This is a genomic window from Paraburkholderia sp. J67, from assembly GCF_905220265.1.
Classification (GTDB): Bacteria; Pseudomonadota; Gammaproteobacteria; order Burkholderiales; family Burkholderiaceae; genus Paraburkholderia.
In genome coordinates this window covers 54221-71217 of the sequence record NZ_CAJMZK010000011.1, presented here as the reverse complement: position 1 = coordinate 71217, position 16997 = coordinate 54221, and the positions used below count along the sequence as shown (strand labels likewise).

Below are 16997 nucleotides of genomic sequence, written 5' to 3'. Positions count from 1 at the left end.
GGGTGCCGCGCGATCAGTGCTGCTGTGACTTTCGCCAGGCCATGACGCCGGCGACAGTCAGAAAACTCCCGAAGACGACAATTCTATCATTTTCGGTAGCCCGTTTTAGCGCATCTTGAAACGCCTCGGCGGGCGTTTCGTAGCGCGTGACGCTGCTATCTGCGCCCTCTTCCACGCCCGCGTCGCGCAGCACGTCCTCGAGCTGTTGCGCCGACGCCGCACGGGGACCGGGCAGGCCGGTCACGCACCAGTGGTCGATTTCGCCCTTCAGATGGCCGATCACGCCCGCGATGTCCTTGTCGCGCATGGCGCCAAAAACCGCGTACGTGTACGGAAAATAGCCCATGCTGCCGAGATTTTGCCCAAGCACGGCGGCGGCGTGCGGATTATGGCCGACGTCGAAAATGATCGCAGGCTTGCCCGGCAGGACCTGGAAGCGGCCCGGCAATTCGACGTTGGCCAGACCCAGGCGAATATCCTGGGCCGAGACCGGCAGGCGATCGCGCATCGACTCCAGCGCCGCGAGCGCCGCCGACGTATTGATCAGCTGATTCGCGCCGCGCAGCGCCGGGTAGGCGAGCGCCGAACGGCGTTGCGTCGGGCCGACATAGCTCCATTGCTGGCGCTCGTTGCCGGGCGCGCCTTCATAGCGGAAATCGCGGCCGAAGAGCCACAGTTCGGCGCCGATCGCTTCGGCATGGTCGATCAGCGACTGCGGCGGCAGCGGGTCCGAGCAGATCGCCGGCTTGCCCGGGCGGAAGATGCCGGCCTTCTCGAAGCCGATCTTCTCGCGCGTGTCGCCCAGGTATTCGGTGTGATCGAGGTCGATGCTCGTGACGATCGCGCAGTCGGTGTCGAGGATGTTCACGGCGTCCAGACGGCCGCCCAGACCCACTTCGAAGATCACGGCATCAAGACCGCGCGATGCGAACAGATGCATGATCGCAAGCGTGGTGAATTCGAAGTACGTAAGCGAGACCGGCGTGGGCAGCGCGTTGCGTGCGGCTTCAACGGCCTCGAAGTGCGGCAGCAGGTCCGCGTCGCTGGCCTGCTGGCCGTCGATGCGCGCGCGCTCGTTGAACGCCAGCAGATGCGGCGACGTGTGGCAGCCGACGTGATAGCCCGCCTTCAGCAGGATCGTTTCCAGAATCGCACAGGTGGAGCCCTTCCCGTTGGTGCCGCCGACCGTGAAGATCGGGCAGGTGAACGTCAGGTTCAGCGCGTCCTTGACCTGGCTGATGCGGCCAAGGCCCATGTCGATGCCAACCGGATGCGCGGTTTCGAGATGCGTGAGCCACGCGTCGAGGGTGGGAAAGGTACTCATCGGACGATATCGGGATGATTCAGGAAGTGCGGCGCGATTAAGTGAGGCTAGCGTGACGGACTCGTCCGCTACGAAAACACGGCATTATCGCGGAAATGACAACGCGCCGCTTGCTTTCGCTTGCGGCGCGTCTGACAAGGCGCGGAACCCTGAAGTTCCGCGCTCGAACCTCACAGCGGCTGGAGGCTAAGCTCAGGCCACCGCGTCGGCGGGTTGGCGCTGCATGATCGCCATCAGCTGGGCGATTTCCTCGCGCAGCTTGCGACGGTCGACGATCATGTCGATCGCGCCCTTCTGCAGCAGGAACTCCGAACGCTGGAAGCCTTCCGGCAGCTTCTCGCGCACCGTCTGCTCGATCACGCGCGGGCCGGCAAAGCCGATCAGCGCCTTCGGTTCGGCGATCACAACGTCGCCCAGGAATGCGAAGCTGGCCGACACGCCACCCATCGTCGGGTCGGTCAGCACCGAGATGAACGGCAGCTTGGCTTCCGACAGCTTGGTCAGCATGGCCGTGGTCTTGGCCATCTGCATGAGCGACAGCAGGCTTTCCTGCATGCGCGCACCGCCCGAAGCCGTGAAGCAGATGAACGGCACTTGCTGCTCCAGGGCGTTCTGCGCGCCGCGGGCAAAGCGCTCGCCGACCACCGAACCCATCGAGCCGCCCATGAACGAGAACTCGAAGCAGGCGACCACGCAAGGCAGTGTGTGGATCGCGCCACCCATGACGACCATGGCGTCGGTTTCGCCGGTGTCGTCCATCGCTTCCTTGATGCGATCCGGGTACTTGCGGCTGTCCTTGAACTTCAGCGCGTCGACCGGCACGATCTCCTGGCCGATTTCATAGCGGCCCTCCGGATCGAGCAGACCGTCCAGACGCTCGCGCGCGTTGATGCGCATGTGGTGATCGCACTTCGGGCAGACGTGCAGATTTGCTTCGACGTCGTTGCGGTACAGGACCGCTTCGCACTTCGGGCACTTGATCCACAAACCTTCCGGAATGCTCTTGCGGCTTTTCGGATCCGTTTGCTTGATCTTCGGCGGCAGCAGTTTGTCGAGCCAGCTCATTTGTATTCTTCCTTCATCGTGATGCGCGGGCGCGGCGTCCGGTTCAATACGGCAACGTCATTTCGACCGGGTTCCGACCCCGACCGCGCATGGCGAAAACTGGATTTTACAGCAGTCTCATTTCGCGCTCATCTCCCCTTGTCCGAGACGGCGTCTAGCGCTGCCCGAATGTCGGAAATGAATTGCGTGAGAGTTTCTGCGGCGGTGTCAGGCGACGCCTGCTGGAGCAGCTGCACAATGCGGCTGCCGATCACGACCGCGTCGGAGACTTCGGCCACGGCGGCGGCCGTTTCGGCGTCGCGAATACCGAAGCCCACCCCAACGGGCAGCGGCACGCGGGCCTTGATCGCCGGGATTTTACTCGCGATGCTCGCGACGTCCAGATTCGCCGCACCCGTGACGCCCTTGAGCGACACGTAATAGACGTAGCCGCTGGCGATCCGGCCGACTTCCGCGATGCGTTCATCGGTCGACGTGGGCGCGAGCAGGAAGATCGGATCGATGCCAGCCGCCTTCATCTTCGCGGCGAAATCCGCCGACTCCTCGGGCGGATAGTCGACCACCAGCACGCCGTCCACACCCGCTTCCTGCGCGGCGGCCGCAAAGGCGTCGGCGCCCATGCGCTCGATCGGGTTGGCGTAGCCCATCAGCACGACCGGCGTGTCGTTGTCGGTCTCGCGGAAGCGCTTGACGTCCGCCAGCACGCTCTTGAGCGTGACGCCCTTCGCGAGCGCGCGCTCCGACGACTGCTGGATCACGGGGCCGTCGGCCATCGGATCGGAGAACGGCACACCCAGTTCGATCACATCGGCGCCGCCGGCGGCGAGCGCGTGCATGAACTCGACCGTGCGGGCCGGATCGGGGTCGCCTGCCGTCATGAACGGGATCAGGCCTTTCTTGCTGGCAGCGGCGAGCGCCGCGAACTTGCTGTTGATGCGGGACATTTCAGGGTCCTCAGATTCGGTGTGACTGCGCGTCGCGATCGCCATCAATCGCGACATCCGGACGGCGGCGGCGCTTCAGGCGCCTGCCGCAACGCTCGCGGACGTAGCGGACGCGGGGGGCGCTTCTGCGACCAGACTCACGCGTTCACGCGCGATCGCGCAGTAACTTTCATTGATCTCATAGCCGACGAATTCGCGCTTCTGACGCGCGCAGGCGACTGCCGTGGTGCCGCTGCCCATAAACGGGTCCAGCACGCGGCCGCCCGGCGGGCAGCTCGCGAGCACCATGCGCTCGACGATTTCCAGGGGCTTCTGGGTCGGATGATCGACACGTTCCGCGTGCTGGCGATGCAGCCGCGAAACCGACCAGACGTCCTTGGGGTTGTAGCCGAGCTCCAGCCACTTGCTGCCTTCGAACAATTTGCGCGAACGCGCCTTCTTCGTGGCGGCATCGTACGGGATACGGACGGGATCGAGATCGAAGTAATAATCCTTCGAGACTGCGAAAAAGCCGATGTTGTCATGCACCGAGGTAAAGCGGCGGGTCGTGCCGCCCATGCTGGGTACGCGACGATCCCAGACGATCTCGTTGATCATGGTCATTTTCGACTTCAGATAAACGAAGATCTCGGGCGCGTACTGCCAGGTGCAGAACACATAGAGCGAGCCGCTGGCCTTCAGCTTCGGGATGGCCAGATCGAGCCACTCGTAGGTCCAGGCGAGAAAATCCTCACCCGAACGCATATCGGAGTCGTTGCCGTAGTCCTTGCCGAGCCCATATGGCGGGTCGGCGACGATCAGGTCGATCGAGGCATCAGGCAAGTTCGCCGCATCGGTCAGAAAATCGCGGTTCAGGAGCCGGATGGTATCGGGCACCGTGGGCAAGGATTGCAGGCTCACAGCAGCTTCACCTGCCTCACTCACGGGCGCCGGCACTTCCGGCTCATCGAACTCGTCACGCATCTTTTACGTTGCTCCGGGCGCTTAGAACTGGATGCCCGATCGCTCGGCGACCGTGTGCATGTCCTTGTCGCCGCGACCCGACAGGTTCACCAGCAGAACCTTGTCCTTGGGCAGCGTCGGCGCGAGCTTCGCCGCGTAGGCGAGCGCGTGACTCGATTCGAGCGCCGGAATGATGCCTTCGATACGGCAGCAGTCGTGGAACGCCTTGAGCGCTTCCTCGTCGTCGACGGTCACGTACTGCGCGCGGCCGCTGTCCTTGAGCCACGCGTGCTCAGGGCCGACGCCCGGGTAGTCGAGGCCCGCCGAGACCGAATGCGTCTCGATGATCTGGCCGTTCTCGTCTTGCAGCAGATAGGTGCGGTTGCCGTGCAGCACGCCCGGCGTGCCGGCCGCGAGCGAAGCCGCGTGACGGCCCGTTTCCATGCCGTCGCCAGCCGGCTCGACGCCGATCAACTGCACCGAACTATCGTCGATGTACGGGTAAAAGATACCCATCGCGTTCGAACCGCCGCCCACGCAGGCGATCACGGCATCGGGCTGGCGACCCGTGATTTCGGGCATCTGCACGCGGCATTCGTCGCCGATCACGCGCTGGAAGTCGCGCACCATCATCGGGTACGGGTGCGGGCCCGCCACGGTGCCGATGATGTAGAAGGTGTTTTCGACGTTGGTGACCCAGTCGCGCATCGCTTCGTTGAGCGCGTCCTTGAGCGTGCGCGAACCCGACTCGACCGGAACCACGGTCGCGCCCAGCAATTTCATGCGGTAAACGTTGGCGGCCTGGCGGCGCACGTCTTCGGCGCCCATGTAGACCACGCACTCCATACCGAAGCGCGCTGCGATGGTGGCCGTAGCCACGCCGTGCTGACCTGCGCCGGTTTCGGCGATCACGCGCGGCTTGCCCATGCGACGGGCGAGCAGCGCCTGGCCGATCACGTTGTTCACCTTGTGGGCGCCGGTGTGGTTCAGGTCTTCGCGCTTGAGGAAGATCTGCGCGCCGCCCACCATCTCGCTCCAGCGACGGGCGTGATAGATCGGCGACGGGCGGCCGACAAAATGCTTCAATTCGTGCTGATATTCAGCGACAAACTCGGGATCGTCCTTGAACTTCGCGTAAGCCACGCGCAGTTCGTCGATCGCCTGCATCAGGGTTTCAGCAGCGAACACGCCGCCATATTGGCCGAAATGGCCACGTTCATCGGGCAAATTGTACATAAGTCACTCGCTCGGCCAGTCGGGGCGCCTTGCTGTATGCAAGGGCTGACTGACCCAAGAAATTATCCCGCGTCCGCTTCGCGCACTGCGCGCACGAACGCCGCCATGCGGGCGTGATCCTTCACGCCCTTCGCGCCCGGAACCTCGATGCCACTGGAGACATCGACGGCGTACGGACGCACCTGGCGAATCGCATCACTGACGTTTTGCGCGTTCAAGCCACCACTTAAAACGGCCCGACGCGCGAGCCCTGCGGGGATAAGTGACCAATCGAAGACCTTCCCGCCGCCGCCGTAACCGTCGACATGGGTGTCGAACAGCAGGCCGCTGGCTGATGAATAACTATTCGCCGATTCTATCAAATCGGCCTGTTGAGTATCCGCCGCCACTCTCAGCGCCCGCAACCAGGGCAAACCGGCAACCGTGGCCAGCGCCTCGCACTGCTGCGGCGTTTCGTCGCCGTGGAATTGCAGAAGCGTGAGCGAGACGTTGCTGGCCACCTCGCTGATCCATTGCGGCGTGGCGTTCACAAAGAGCCCCACCACCGAAACGAACGGCGGGATGTCGTGCGTCAACTCGACGGCCTGCGCGACGCTGACCGAGCGCGCGCTCGGTGGGTAGAACACAAGGCCGATGGCATCCGCGCCGACGTCGATGGCGTGCGCAACCGCTTCGGGCGTCGACAGCCCACAGAGCTTGATGCGAGTGCGGTGCTGCGCGACGGTTTGCTCGACTGACGTCATGACGGGTGACTCGATGTGAATCGTGTTAATTGATAGCGCGATCGGCGACATTGCACGCATTACGCGGCGATAGGCCAACCGCGCACCGGAATCAGGCCGGATCGGTCCAGACCGTGCTCCACGGCACGCTGGCCGTGTGCGGCGCAGGAACGGCGAACTCGTCAGGATAACCTACTTGCGCGAGATAGAGACCGTCGGGCATGAAGGTCGGCGCGGCTTTGGAGCGATCGAGCCCCGCCAGCACCTCGGCCATCCACGAAGCCGGATAGCGCCCGCGCCCCACTGCCACCAGACAACCCATCAGGTTGCGCACCATGTGGTGCAGGAAGGCATTGGCGCGAAAACGGAAGTGGATGAAGTCGCCAAGCGGGCGGATATCGATCTGATACAGGTGCTTGACAGGCGTTTTCGACTGACATTCCGACGAACGGAATGCCGAAAAATCATGCTTGCCGATTAAGTATTGGGCCGCCTCGCGCATCGCGTCGACGTCGAGCGGGGTGTGAATCCAGCCCGCGCGGCTCGCCAGCATCGGCGAGCGGACCGCGTTGACGTAGAGCACGTAGTAGTAGGTGCGTTCGAAGGCCGCGAAGCGCGCATGGAAGGCGTCGGGCATGGGCTGCGCCCATTGCACCGCGACCGTCGAAGGCAGAAACGCGTTGGTGCCGCGCACCCACGAGAACGGCGTGCGGTCGAGGTCGGTGTCGAAGTGCACGACCTGCCCGAGACCGTGCACGCCGGTATCGGTGCGGCCCGCGACCACGGTGGGTAGCGGCACGCAGGCGAACTCGCGCAGCGCGCGCTCGAGCGCATCCTGCACGGTCTTGCCGTGCGGCTGCGATTGCCAGCCGCAGAACGCGGCCCCATCGTACTGGATTCCTAGCGCGATACGCATACGGCAGGCGGCGCTCAGGACAGCGGCGAGAGCGTGGACAACAGCGCCTGCGCATCGTTGCGCGTGGCGTGGTCGTTCGACTCGATCACTTCATTGATGAGCGCGCGCGCGCCCGAGAGGTCGCCCAGCTCGATGTATTCGTGCGCGAGGTCGAGCTTGTTGCGCGCGATGCGCGAGAGTTGCTCGGGCGTAAAGACCGGCAGCGGCTCTGCGGAATCGGGCGGCAGGTTCAGATCGAAATCGAGCGACAACGTGCCGAAACGCGGTGCGATCGGCGGTGCGCCCACGGGCGGCGCGCCGATCGGCAACGCGCCCATGCCGGCGGCGAGCCCCGCGATCGACCCCACGCCAGCGGTGCCGGCTTCGATGGCTTGCCCGACCGGCGGCGCAGGCGGCTCGGCGAGCGGCAGCGACTGGCGCGCGATAGTCGCGGGCGCGGCGAGCGGCTCCATGCTACGGGCGAATGGCGGCGGGAATTCAGGCAAATCGATGCGCGGCGGCAGCATATCGAGACTGCCTAGCGCGTCCACTGCGGACTTCGGAAACTCTTTCGGTACTTCCAGTTGGGCCATTTCTTGTTCTTCGGAAACTACGGGGACTTCTGGGACTACGGGTGCTGCGTGCTGCGCTTCGGGCTCCGACGGCTCGCCGGGCAGCGTGAGTTCGGCGGGCTTCGCCTGGGCTTCGGCAATGGGGGCTTCCGTGGCTTCGGGGAGGTCGTTCGTCTGCGGCTCGGCCTGCGCTGCGACGTGATCGACGTGATCGACGTGATCGACGTGATCGACGTGATCGATTTGCGACGGCTCGACTTCGTCGACCGGCAGAGTCAGTTCATTCGCTGCATGTTCGGCGGCAAGGGGGAGCGCCTCGCTTGCTGGCGACTCTTCGACCCGGTGATGGGCCAGCTCTTCCGCTTCACTGGTAGCGCGCGCGGCCTCCAGCCCTTCCGACGGCAGTGCTGACGCACCCAGCTCGGCTGCGTCCAGGCTCGCGGATTCCGTTGTGTCGACGAGCGATTCCGGCTCGGCCGGTTCGGCGACGTGCGAGACGATCTCGTGTTCGTTGTGCTCGGCGTGCAGCTCCGCATGATCGTCCGTGGTCTCGGTGTGCGATGCCTCGAACAGAGTCGGCGGCAGCGCTTCCGCGCCCAGTTCGACTGCAGCCGACAAGCTAGCGGCCTCGGTTGCATGGTCGAGCGCTGCGTCGGGCTGCGGCGTCTCGGCGTGCGGCTGCTCGCTGTGCAGCTCGTTATGCGGTTCGTCATGCAGCGACGAGATCTCGGACTGCTCGGCGAAACCTGACGGCGACAGCGATTCATGCAGGACCGGAGGTTCCTCGTGCGCGGCTTCCTGCACTTCCTGCTCGTGCTCGTCTTCGCGCGCCAGTTCCGACGCAGCCGGAACAACAGGAGGAACAACGGAAGCCACCGGCTCATCGACGGCGGCGACGCTCTTGCGACGCTTACGCGTGAGCAGGCGCACGATAAGCGCGACGAAGGCCAGCACGACCGCCGCCAAAACGCCCCAGGTGATCGGCAGCACATCGGGCTGCGCGTTCTGCGCGCCCGGCGCTGCGCCGCCAGCCGTCGTGCCGCCATGCGCGCCTGCCGGGGCCGCGCCAGCGACCTGCGCCGGCTTGCCGATGCCATGTTGTTGCAACGCCATCAGCACACGGCTCTTGAGCGCGAGCAGTTGCTGCAGGCTCGATACCGTGACGTGCGCCGGAGCCGACGCCGAAGCTGCGCTCGAAGGAGCAGCCTGAATCGCGCCGCTCCACGAATGAGCGTCGCTCGCGGTGGACGCCGATGCAGCCGAAGCCGTCGGCGCGATCGCCGCGCTCGCAGCCGCTTCGGGCGCGGACGCGCTCACGGCATGGCTCGCCGCACCGGCGCTTGCGTTCGCTGCGGCTAGGGCGGAAGCCGCTGCCGCGGTCGCAGCGGTGGTCTCAGATGCGCTAGCCGAAGACGGCGCCGACACGGGCGTCACGCCCGAGGCCCCGCTCGCGATATCGGGCGTGCCCGGCACGTTCAGCACGGCGCCCACCCGGAGGCGGCTTGCGTCGTGCTTCATGAAGGCGGCGGGATTGGCGTCAAAGACCGCCTGACTCGCGCGGGCGAGCGTCGTCTTGTCGTGCGACTGGGTGAGATCGACTGCAACGTCATGCAGCGACTGGCCCGGCTGCACGGTGTACTGGCCGATCACGGGCAACGCCGGTGCAGCAGCGGAAGCGCCCGAGGCCGCAGCGGCAGCCGCGCTCGACGCCTCAGCGGGCGACGCACTATCCGGGCTGGCGGCATAGGCCGTACCGGCAAGCGCAAGCACCGCCGCAGCCACGGCTGCGTGCATGGCGCGCCGCGCCTTCATGTTTTGGGTTCCTCGATCAGCGGGAACAGAGTCAAGTCGAACGATCATCAGATGCCCTGGCACACCGCTCTCGCGGTCGATCAAACGGAAATTCATGGGGTCGGGCTCACAAGCCATGCAAGATGGCCGCGAAAATAAAAAAGCGCCGCGACTGGCGCGGCGCTTTTGCCCTGTCTACGCGTCATTAGGCGCGTAGTTTAATTCATTCACTTGTCCAGCAGAATCCGCAACATGCGACGCAGGGGTTCAGCCGCGCCCCAAAGCAGCTGATCGCCGACCGTAAACGCCGACAGATACTCGCCGCCCATCGCCAGTTTGCGCAGGCGGCCGACCGGCACCGACAGCGTGCCGGTCACTTGAGCCGGCGACAGATCGCGCATCGAAGCTTCACGCTCGTTCGGCACGACCTTGACCCAGTCGTTGGCCGAAGCGAGGATGCCGTTGATCTCGTCGAGCGGCACGTCCTTGTTCAGCTTGATCGTGAGCGCCTGCGAGTGGCAGCGCATCGCGCCGATACGCACGCACAGACCGTCGACCGGGATCGAACCCGGCTGGCCCATCGCGGGCTTGCCGAGGATCTTGTTGGTTTCCGCGCCGCCCTTCCACTCTTCCTTCGACATGCCGTTGCCAAGATCCTTGTCGATCCACGGAATCAGCGAGCCCGCGAGCGGCACGCCAAACTGGCTGGTCGGCATCGCGTCGCTGTTCATGGTGGCCAGCACCTTGCGGTCGATGTCGAGGATCGCCGACGACGGGTTCGCCAGATCGGTCGCGACAGCCGCGTTGAGCGCGCCCATCTGCGAGAGCAGTTCGCGCATATTTTGCGCGCCCGCGCCCGATGCAGCCTGGTAGGTCATGGCCGTCATCCAGTCGACGAGGCCTTCGCGGAACAGGCCGCCCAGCGCCATCAGCATCAGGCTGACCGTGCAGTTGCCGCCGATGAAGTCCTTCTGACCCTTGACCAGTGCGTCCTTGATGACGTCGAGGTTGACCGGGTCGAGGATGATGACCGCATCGTCCTTCATGCGCAGCGACGAAGCGGCGTCGATCCAGTAGCCGTTCCAGCCCGCCGCGCGCAGCTTCGGATACACCTCGTTGGTGTAGTCGCCGCCCTGGCAGGTGATGATGACGTCGCACTTCTTGAGCTCGTCAACGCTGTTCGCGTCCTTGAGCTTCGTCTCGTTTTTGGCGAACGACGGAGCCGCGCCGCCTGCGTTGCTGGTGCTGAAAAACACCGGTTCGATCAGGTCGAAATCGCGTTCTTCCTGCATGCGCTGCATCAGCACGCTGCCGACCATGCCGCGCCAACCTACGAGACCTACGTTCATGACTAACCCTTGATTTGGACACTTCCCCGCTTCGCTCGCCCGGCGTGGCCGCGCGGGGAAGATGAGCGGGCACGACGAGCGATCAACGCGTGATGATCGTTTTCGTAATCGTTTTCGTGATGATGGCGAGCGAAATCGCACGGGCAGTTTTTTCGCCGTGGATGTTCGGAACAGTCGTGATCGGGGAGATCGTCGCCATCAAAGCAATATACACGAAACAGTTAATTTGCGCGGCAAAAACCGCACTTTCCGCTATTTAGGACGCACGTTTCAAGTACTCGACATAACGTGCGCCAAATAAAAAGGGCACGCCTGTGAAGGCATGCCCTTTCCTGCGACTTACAGCGCCGCGACCACGGCGTCGCCCATCTCCACCGTGCCGACCTTCTTGCAGTCGGGCGTGACGATGTCGCCGGTGCGATAACCCTGCTCGAGCACCTTCTTCACGGCGTTTTCGATGCGTTGAGCCTGCTCTTCGCGGCCCAGCGAGAAACGCAGCATCATGGCGGCCGAGAGGATCGTCGCGAGCGGATTGGCAACGCCCTTGCCCGCGATATCCGGCGCCGAACCGTGCGACGGCTCGTACAGACCCTTGCTGTTCTTGTCGAGCGAAGCCGAGGGCAGCATGCCGATCGAGCCCGTGAGCATGGCGGCTTCGTCCGAAAGGATATCGCCGAACATGTTGCCCGTGACCACCACGTCGAACGCCTTGGGCGCCTTCACCAGTTGCATCGCGGCGTTATCGACATACATGTGCGACAGCTCGACATCGGCATATTCCTTCGAGACATCGATCATGATGTCGCGCCAGAACTGCGAGGTTTCGAGCACGTTGGCCTTGTCGACGGACGTGAGCTTTTTCTGGCGCTTTTGCGCGGCCTGGAATGCCACGTGAGCGATACGGCGTACTTCGGGCTCCGAATAACGCATCGTGTCGAAGCCTTCGCGTGCGCCCTGGAACAGACCGTCCGGCGATTCGCGCGTGCCGCGCGGCTGGCCGAAGTAGATGTCGCCGTTCAGTTCGCGCACGATCAGGATGTCGAGGCCCGAAACGATTTCCGGCTTGAGCGACGAGGCACCCGTGAGTTGCGGATAGCAGATCGCCGGGCGGAAGTTCGCGAACAGTTCCAGGTGCTTGCGCAGGCCCAGAATCGCCTGCTCGGGACGCAGCGCGCGTTCGAGCGAGTCGTACTTCCAGTCGCCCACCGCGCCGAACAGGATCGCGTCGGCGGACTTCGCCAGCGCAAGCGTCGCCTCGGGCAGCGGATGACCGCTCGCCTCGTAGCCCGCGCCGCCAACGGGCGCTTCTTCCAGCTCGAACTTTTCGTCGAGCGCGTTCAGCACCTTGACGGCTTCCTTGACGATCTCGGGACCGATGCCGTCGCCCGGCAGCACTGCAATCTTCATCCTGGTGTTCCTCGCTGTGTTTCGTTATGCGCGGCGCCTGTTTCTGCCTGGTCAGCCGCCGCGCGTCAGATGCTTCAGATGACGCGGTTGTTCAGCCACGGCTGGCGCGCGATGCGTTCGGCTTCGTACTGGCGGATCTTGTCGGCGTGACGCAGCGTGAGGCCGATATCATCGAAGCCGTTCAAGAGGCAGTAGCGGCGGAACGCGGCGACGTCGAACGGATATTCCTTCGCACCGTCCGTTGTACGCACAACCTGTTTTTCCAGGTCGATCGTCAGCTGGAAACCGTTGAATGCGTACGTTTCGTTGAACAGATGATCGACATCTGCTTCGCTCAGCACGATCGGCAGCAGGCCGTTCTTGAAGCAGTTGTTATAGAAAATGTCCGCGAAGCTCGGCGCGATGATGGCGCGAAAGCCGTACTGGTCGAGCGCCCACGGTGCGTGTTCGCGCGAGCTGCCGCAGCCGAAGTTCTTGCGCGTGAGCAGGACCGAAGCGCCCTGGTAACGCGGCTGGTTCAGCACGAAGTCCGGGTTGAGCGGACGCTTCGAGTTGTCCTGACCCGGCTCGCCGTGGTCGAGATAACGCCATTCGTCGAACGCGTTGGGGCCGAAGCCGGTGCGCTTGATCGACTTGAGGAACTGCTTCGGGATGATCGCGTCCGTGTCCACGTTTTCGCGATCGAGCGGCGCCACGAGGCCCGTGTGTACGATGAATTTTTCCATGATGCGTGGCCTCAACCGAGCTTGCGAATATCGACGAAATGGCCTTCGATGGCCGCTGCGGCCGCCATGGCCGGGCTCACCAGGTGCGTGCGTCCGCCCGCGCCCTGACGGCCTTCGAAATTGCGGTTCGAGGTGGACGCGCAACGCTCGCCCGGCTCGAGACGGTCGGCGTTCATGGCGAGACACATCGAGCAGCCCGGCTCACGCCATTCGAAGCCCGCGTCCGTGAACACCTTGTCCAGACCTTCGCGCTCGGCTTGCGCCTTCACGAGACCCGAACCCGGCACGACCATCGCGAGACGCACGTTTGCAGCCACGCGGCGGCCCAGCTTCTTCACGACATAAGCGGCGGAGCGCAGGTCTTCGATACGCGCATTCGTGCACGAACCGATAAAGATCTTGTCCGGCTTGATGGACTCGATCGGCATGTTCGGTTCGAGCGCCATGTATTGCAGTGCGCGTTCCATCGCATCGCGCTTGACCGGGTCCTTTTCGCGCTCGGGATCGGGCACGCGACCGTCGATCGACGTGACCATTTCCGGCGAAGTGCCCCACGTCACTTGCGGCACGATGTCGGCCGCGCTCAGCTCGACCACGCGGTCGAAGTGCGCGCCTTCGTCGGTGCGGAAGTTCTTCCAGTACTCGACGGCCTGGTCCCACTCCGCGCCTTGCGGCGAGAACGGACGGTCCTTCAGGTATTCGATCGTGGTGTCGTCCACGGCGACCATGCCAGCGCGCGCGCCGCCTTCGATCGCCATGTTGCAGACCGTCATGCGGCCTTCCATCGTGAGGCCGCGGATCATCGAGCCGCCGAACTCCATGGCGTAACCCGTGCCGCCCGCCGTGCCGATCTTGCCGATGATGGCCAGCACGATGTCCTTCGCGGTACAGCCGCGCGGCAACGTACCTTCCACCTTGATGAGCATGTTCTTGCTCTTCTTTTGCAGAAGCGTTTGCGTGGCCAGCACGTGCTCGACTTCCGAGGTGCCGATGCCGTGCGCAAGCGCGCCGAACGCGCCGTGCGTGGACGTGTGCGAGTCGCCGCAGACGATCGTCATGCCCGGCAGCGTCGCGCCCTGTTCCGGACCGACGATGTGCACGATGCCCTGGCGCTGGTCGCTCATCTTGAACTGCGTGATGCCGAAGGCGTCGCAGTTCGAATCGAGCGTGTCCACCTGGAGCTTCGAAACCGGATCAGCGATACCGTGGCTGCGATCGGTCGTGGGCACGTTATGGTCGGAGACGGCCAGGTTCGCGCTGATGCGCCACACCGGGCGCTCGTGCAGTTTCAGGCCTTCGAAAGCCTGCGGACTGGTGACTTCGTGCAGCAGATGACGGTCGATATAAAGGATCGTCGTGCCGTCGTCTTCCGTGTGGACCACATGGGTGTCCCACAATTTGTCGTAGAGCGTCTTTGCCATGATGTGCGGGGATGATTTGACTGCGGGGAGGCTTACGTTGTGAGTCGATTATGCCACGCAAGGTCCGCGTCCTGTACGCAGTCCAGCTAAAAAAACCGATAAAAAACAGGGAGTTGGGTGGTAGTAGCGATACCTGTATCACGGTTACCCGGCGAGCGGCGCAAGCCGTTTTGCTCGCGCGATTTCACGCTTGCGACGCAAAGCCTTTGTTTTTCCGATAATTTTTTCTTCAGGTTCGAAGCGAAACCGAGGGTGCGTTCAAATAGAAGGTGCCACATCGGGCACGTCGATTGCGTGACGTGCGCCGCCGCACAAGCGTCCCGAACAGGGTTCAATCACACTGGATACGGATACCTCGCGGCACGATCAGGCAATCCTGGAGGCCTCATGCCATTCGCAACCCGTTCGCCCCGCAGTGCGCTCACCTGGGCCGCTGCGTACAACACAACAACGAGAACAAACCCATACCAGGGGCGGCACCTGCAGGCCGGCTCCCGCGTGCGCGCTGCGCGTCACGCCTCGCTCGCCGTGGCGGCCACTGCCTGCGCCCTGGCGGCGTTCGCGCCGCGCGCCTATGCGCAGACACCCTCGCCGCTCGGCGAATGGCAGTACTCGGCTGGCATTCCGCTGGAAAAGCTCTTTGAGCCCGACCGACCCAATTTCGAAGCGCGTCTCGGCGTGGGCTCCACCTTCGAGCCGCGCTACGACGGCTCCGATCGCTATCACATGATGGCCGGGCCGAGCATCGACCTGCGCTACAAGGACATCCTGTTCGGCTCGACCGGCGAAGGCTTCGGCGTGAATGTCCTGCAAGGTCCGAACTGGCGCATGAGCATCGCGGCCGCCTACGATCTGGGCCGGCGCGGCCACGACGATCCCTCGCGACTCAATGGCATGGGCAATATCAATCCCGCTCCGCTCATGAAAATCGCGGGCGAATACGTGGTGTCAAAGGACTTCCCGCTCGTGATGCGCGCGGCCTTCACGCGCAGCTTCGGCGGCTCGAATGGCTGGACCGCCGACCTAGGCGCCTATATGCCGCTGCCTGGCAGCAACCAGAGCTTCTACTGGTTCGCCGGCCCCTCGGTCACGTTCGCCGATTCGAACTACATGCAGAGCTGGTTTGGGGTGACCGGCCAGCAGGCCCTGGCTTCGGGCTACCGGCAATACAACGCGAGCGCGGGCCTGAAGTCGGCGGGCTTCGGCATCACGATGGTGTACTTCGTCAACAAGCACTGGTTCGTGAGTGCCGATGGCGCCATCAAACGTCTGCTAGGCAGCGCCGCGAACAGTCCGATCATCCAGACCAAGACGGAAGGCGTTTGCGATCTGTCGATCAACTACCAGTTCTGATCACTCGCTTTCGCCCAGCATTTTTCTGCTCATTTTCCGCTCATTCTTCGCCGCTAAGCTGACCCTATGGGCCAAAGGCCCGTAGGGCCGAACCGGCCAGATGCGGCGGCAACGCGGCATGCGCACGGTCCGGCTCCTGACTCTTTACGCCAAGGACCGTACCATGCTCGCGCCATTCGTCACCGCCACCTTCCTCGGACAGCCCATCTGGCTTTGGATCGCCTTCATCGCGGTGGTGATCGTGCTGCTGGCACTCGATCTTGGCGTGCTGCACCGCGACGACCGCGAGATCGGCATCCGCGAAAGTCTCTGGCTCTCGCTCGGCTACATCACGATCGGCCTGCTGTTCGGCGGCTTCATCTGGTGGCAGCTTGGCGCTCAGCCGGCGACCGAGTACGTCACGGGCTATCTGATCGAAAAATCCCTCTCGCTCGACAACGTCTTCGTGATCGCGTCGATCTTCGGCGCGCTCGCGGTGCCGCGCGCTTATCAGCATCGTGTGCTGTTCTGGGGCATCGTCGGCGTGCTGGTGCTGCGCGCGCTGATGGTGGGTCTGGGCGCGGCGCTCGTCGCGCAGTTCGAGTGGATGCTGTTCGTGTTCGGCCTGTTCCTCGCGGCGACCGGCGTGAAGATGTTGATCGGCTCCAAGGAGGCATCGCGCGTGGAAGACAGCAAGATCCTGCGCACGATACGCCGGGTGCTGCCCGTGACCGAGCGGCTCGAAGCCGGCGCATTCGTGGTGCGGCGCGCACATCCGGTCAGCGGCAAGCTCACGCGCTACGCCACGCCGCTGCTCGTCGCCCTGCTGATGATCGAATTCGCCGACCTGATCTTCGCCGTCGACTCGATCCCGGCCATCTTCTCGATCACCACCGATCCGTTCATCGTCTACACGAGCAACATCTTCGCCGTGCTCGGTCTGCGCGCCCTGTTTTTCGCGCTCGCGGCGATGGCGCACCGCTTCTACTACCTCAAGCATGCGCTCGCGCTCGTGCTGGTGTTCATCGGCGCAAAGATCTTCCTGGTGGGTATCGTCGGCAAGATTCCCGCGCCGCTGAGCCTTGGCGTGACCGTGGCGCTGCTCGCGGGCGGCGTGGTGGTGTCGCTCTTGAAGACGCGTCCGCACAAAGATGCCAACGACGAGGGCGGCAATCTGGAGACGCCGTAACCGGCTGGAACGCCCGCGCGGCGCTCCTCATTCTTCGCTCATTTTTCTCTGCGAGGATGGTTTCCACGGCAGCCGCATCGGCC

The 16997-nt window shown here is 64.0% G+C and carries 15 protein-coding genes; 3 read left to right on the top strand and 12 right to left on the bottom strand.

Going from position 1 to position 16997, the window contains the following annotated elements:
• Positions 1-13: 13 nt before the first annotated feature.
• The 9 genes from folC to asd all read right to left on the bottom strand — a co-directional run bounded on the left by folC (position 14) and on the right by asd (position 10840).
• Positions 14-1324, bottom strand: coding sequence for a bifunctional tetrahydrofolate synthase/dihydrofolate synthase (gene folC, locus U5782_RS20790; protein WP_322045768.1), 1311 nt, complete (start codon positions 1322-1324; stop codon positions 14-16).
• Between the two features lie 192 nt (positions 1325-1516).
• Positions 1517-2389 (bottom strand): acetyl-CoA carboxylase, carboxyltransferase subunit beta, encoded by an 873-nt coding sequence (gene accD / locus U5782_RS20785; RefSeq protein WP_027816929.1) that lies wholly within the window; start codon positions 2387-2389, stop codon positions 1517-1519.
• A gap of 128 nt (positions 2390-2517) precedes the next feature.
• Complete coding sequence (trpA, locus tag U5782_RS20780) at positions 2518-3333, bottom strand: tryptophan synthase subunit alpha (RefSeq protein ID WP_322045767.1); 816 nt, start codon at positions 3331-3333, stop codon at positions 2518-2520.
• Between the two features lie 75 nt (positions 3334-3408).
• Positions 3409-4296, bottom strand: a complete 888-nt coding sequence (locus U5782_RS20775; protein WP_322045766.1) for a site-specific DNA-methyltransferase — start codon at positions 4294-4296, stop codon at positions 3409-3411.
• Between the two features lie 21 nt (positions 4297-4317).
• Positions 4318-5511, bottom strand: coding sequence for a tryptophan synthase subunit beta (trpB, locus tag U5782_RS20770; RefSeq protein ID WP_322045765.1), 1194 nt, complete (start codon positions 5509-5511; stop codon positions 4318-4320).
• Positions 5512-5573: 62 nt separating this feature from the next.
• Positions 5574-6254, bottom strand: coding sequence for a phosphoribosylanthranilate isomerase (locus U5782_RS20765; RefSeq protein WP_322045895.1), 681 nt, complete (start codon positions 6252-6254; stop codon positions 5574-5576).
• Positions 6255-6345: 91 nt separating this feature from the next.
• On the bottom strand, positions 6346-7149 hold the full coding sequence (gene truA, locus U5782_RS20760) for a tRNA pseudouridine(38-40) synthase TruA (RefSeq protein ID WP_322045764.1): 804 nt from the start codon (positions 7147-7149) through the stop codon (positions 6346-6348).
• 14 nt (positions 7150-7163) lie between these two features.
• On the bottom strand, positions 7164-9512 hold the full coding sequence (locus U5782_RS20755) for a FimV/HubP family polar landmark protein (protein WP_322045763.1): 2349 nt from the start codon (positions 9510-9512) through the stop codon (positions 7164-7166).
• Positions 9513-9718: 206 nt separating this feature from the next.
• On the bottom strand, positions 9719-10840 hold the full coding sequence (gene asd / locus U5782_RS20750; protein WP_322045762.1) for an aspartate-semialdehyde dehydrogenase: 1122 nt from the start codon (positions 10838-10840) through the stop codon (positions 9719-9721).
• A gap of 89 nt (positions 10841-10929) precedes the next feature.
• On the opposite strand from asd, the gene U5782_RS20745 reads away from it, so the two are divergent.
• Positions 10930-11100: a hypothetical protein gene (locus U5782_RS20745; protein ID WP_322045761.1), complete on the top strand. Its 171-nt coding sequence runs from the start codon at positions 10930-10932 to the stop codon at positions 11098-11100.
• Positions 11101-11179: 79 nt separating this feature from the next.
• Here the strand turns inward: U5782_RS20745 and leuB are convergent, their stop codons facing one another.
• The 3 genes from leuB to leuC form a co-directional block, all read right to left on the bottom strand.
• Entirely contained in the window at positions 11180-12247 is a 1068-nt protein-coding gene (leuB, locus tag U5782_RS20740) for a 3-isopropylmalate dehydrogenase (protein WP_322045760.1), read from the bottom strand.
• 74 nt (positions 12248-12321) lie between these two features.
• Positions 12322-12972 (bottom strand): 3-isopropylmalate dehydratase small subunit, encoded by a 651-nt coding sequence (gene leuD, locus U5782_RS20735; RefSeq protein ID WP_322045759.1) that lies wholly within the window; start codon positions 12970-12972, stop codon positions 12322-12324.
• 11 nt (positions 12973-12983) lie between these two features.
• The gene (gene leuC / locus U5782_RS20730) at positions 12984-14393 is read right to left on the bottom strand and encodes a 3-isopropylmalate dehydratase large subunit (protein WP_322045758.1); all 1410 of its coding nucleotides are present in this window, start codon (positions 14391-14393) and stop codon (positions 12984-12986) included.
• A gap of 387 nt (positions 14394-14780) precedes the next feature.
• Between leuC and U5782_RS20725 the strand changes: the two genes are divergently transcribed.
• Together U5782_RS20725 and U5782_RS20720 are read left to right on the top strand one after the other, a co-directional pair.
• On the top strand, positions 14781-15746 hold the full coding sequence (locus U5782_RS20725; protein WP_322045757.1) for a MipA/OmpV family protein: 966 nt from the start codon (positions 14781-14783) through the stop codon (positions 15744-15746).
• A gap of 163 nt (positions 15747-15909) precedes the next feature.
• Complete coding sequence (locus tag U5782_RS20720) at positions 15910-16914, top strand: TerC family protein (RefSeq protein WP_322045756.1); 1005 nt, start codon at positions 15910-15912, stop codon at positions 16912-16914.
• The last annotated feature ends 83 nt before the right edge of the window (positions 16915-16997 follow it).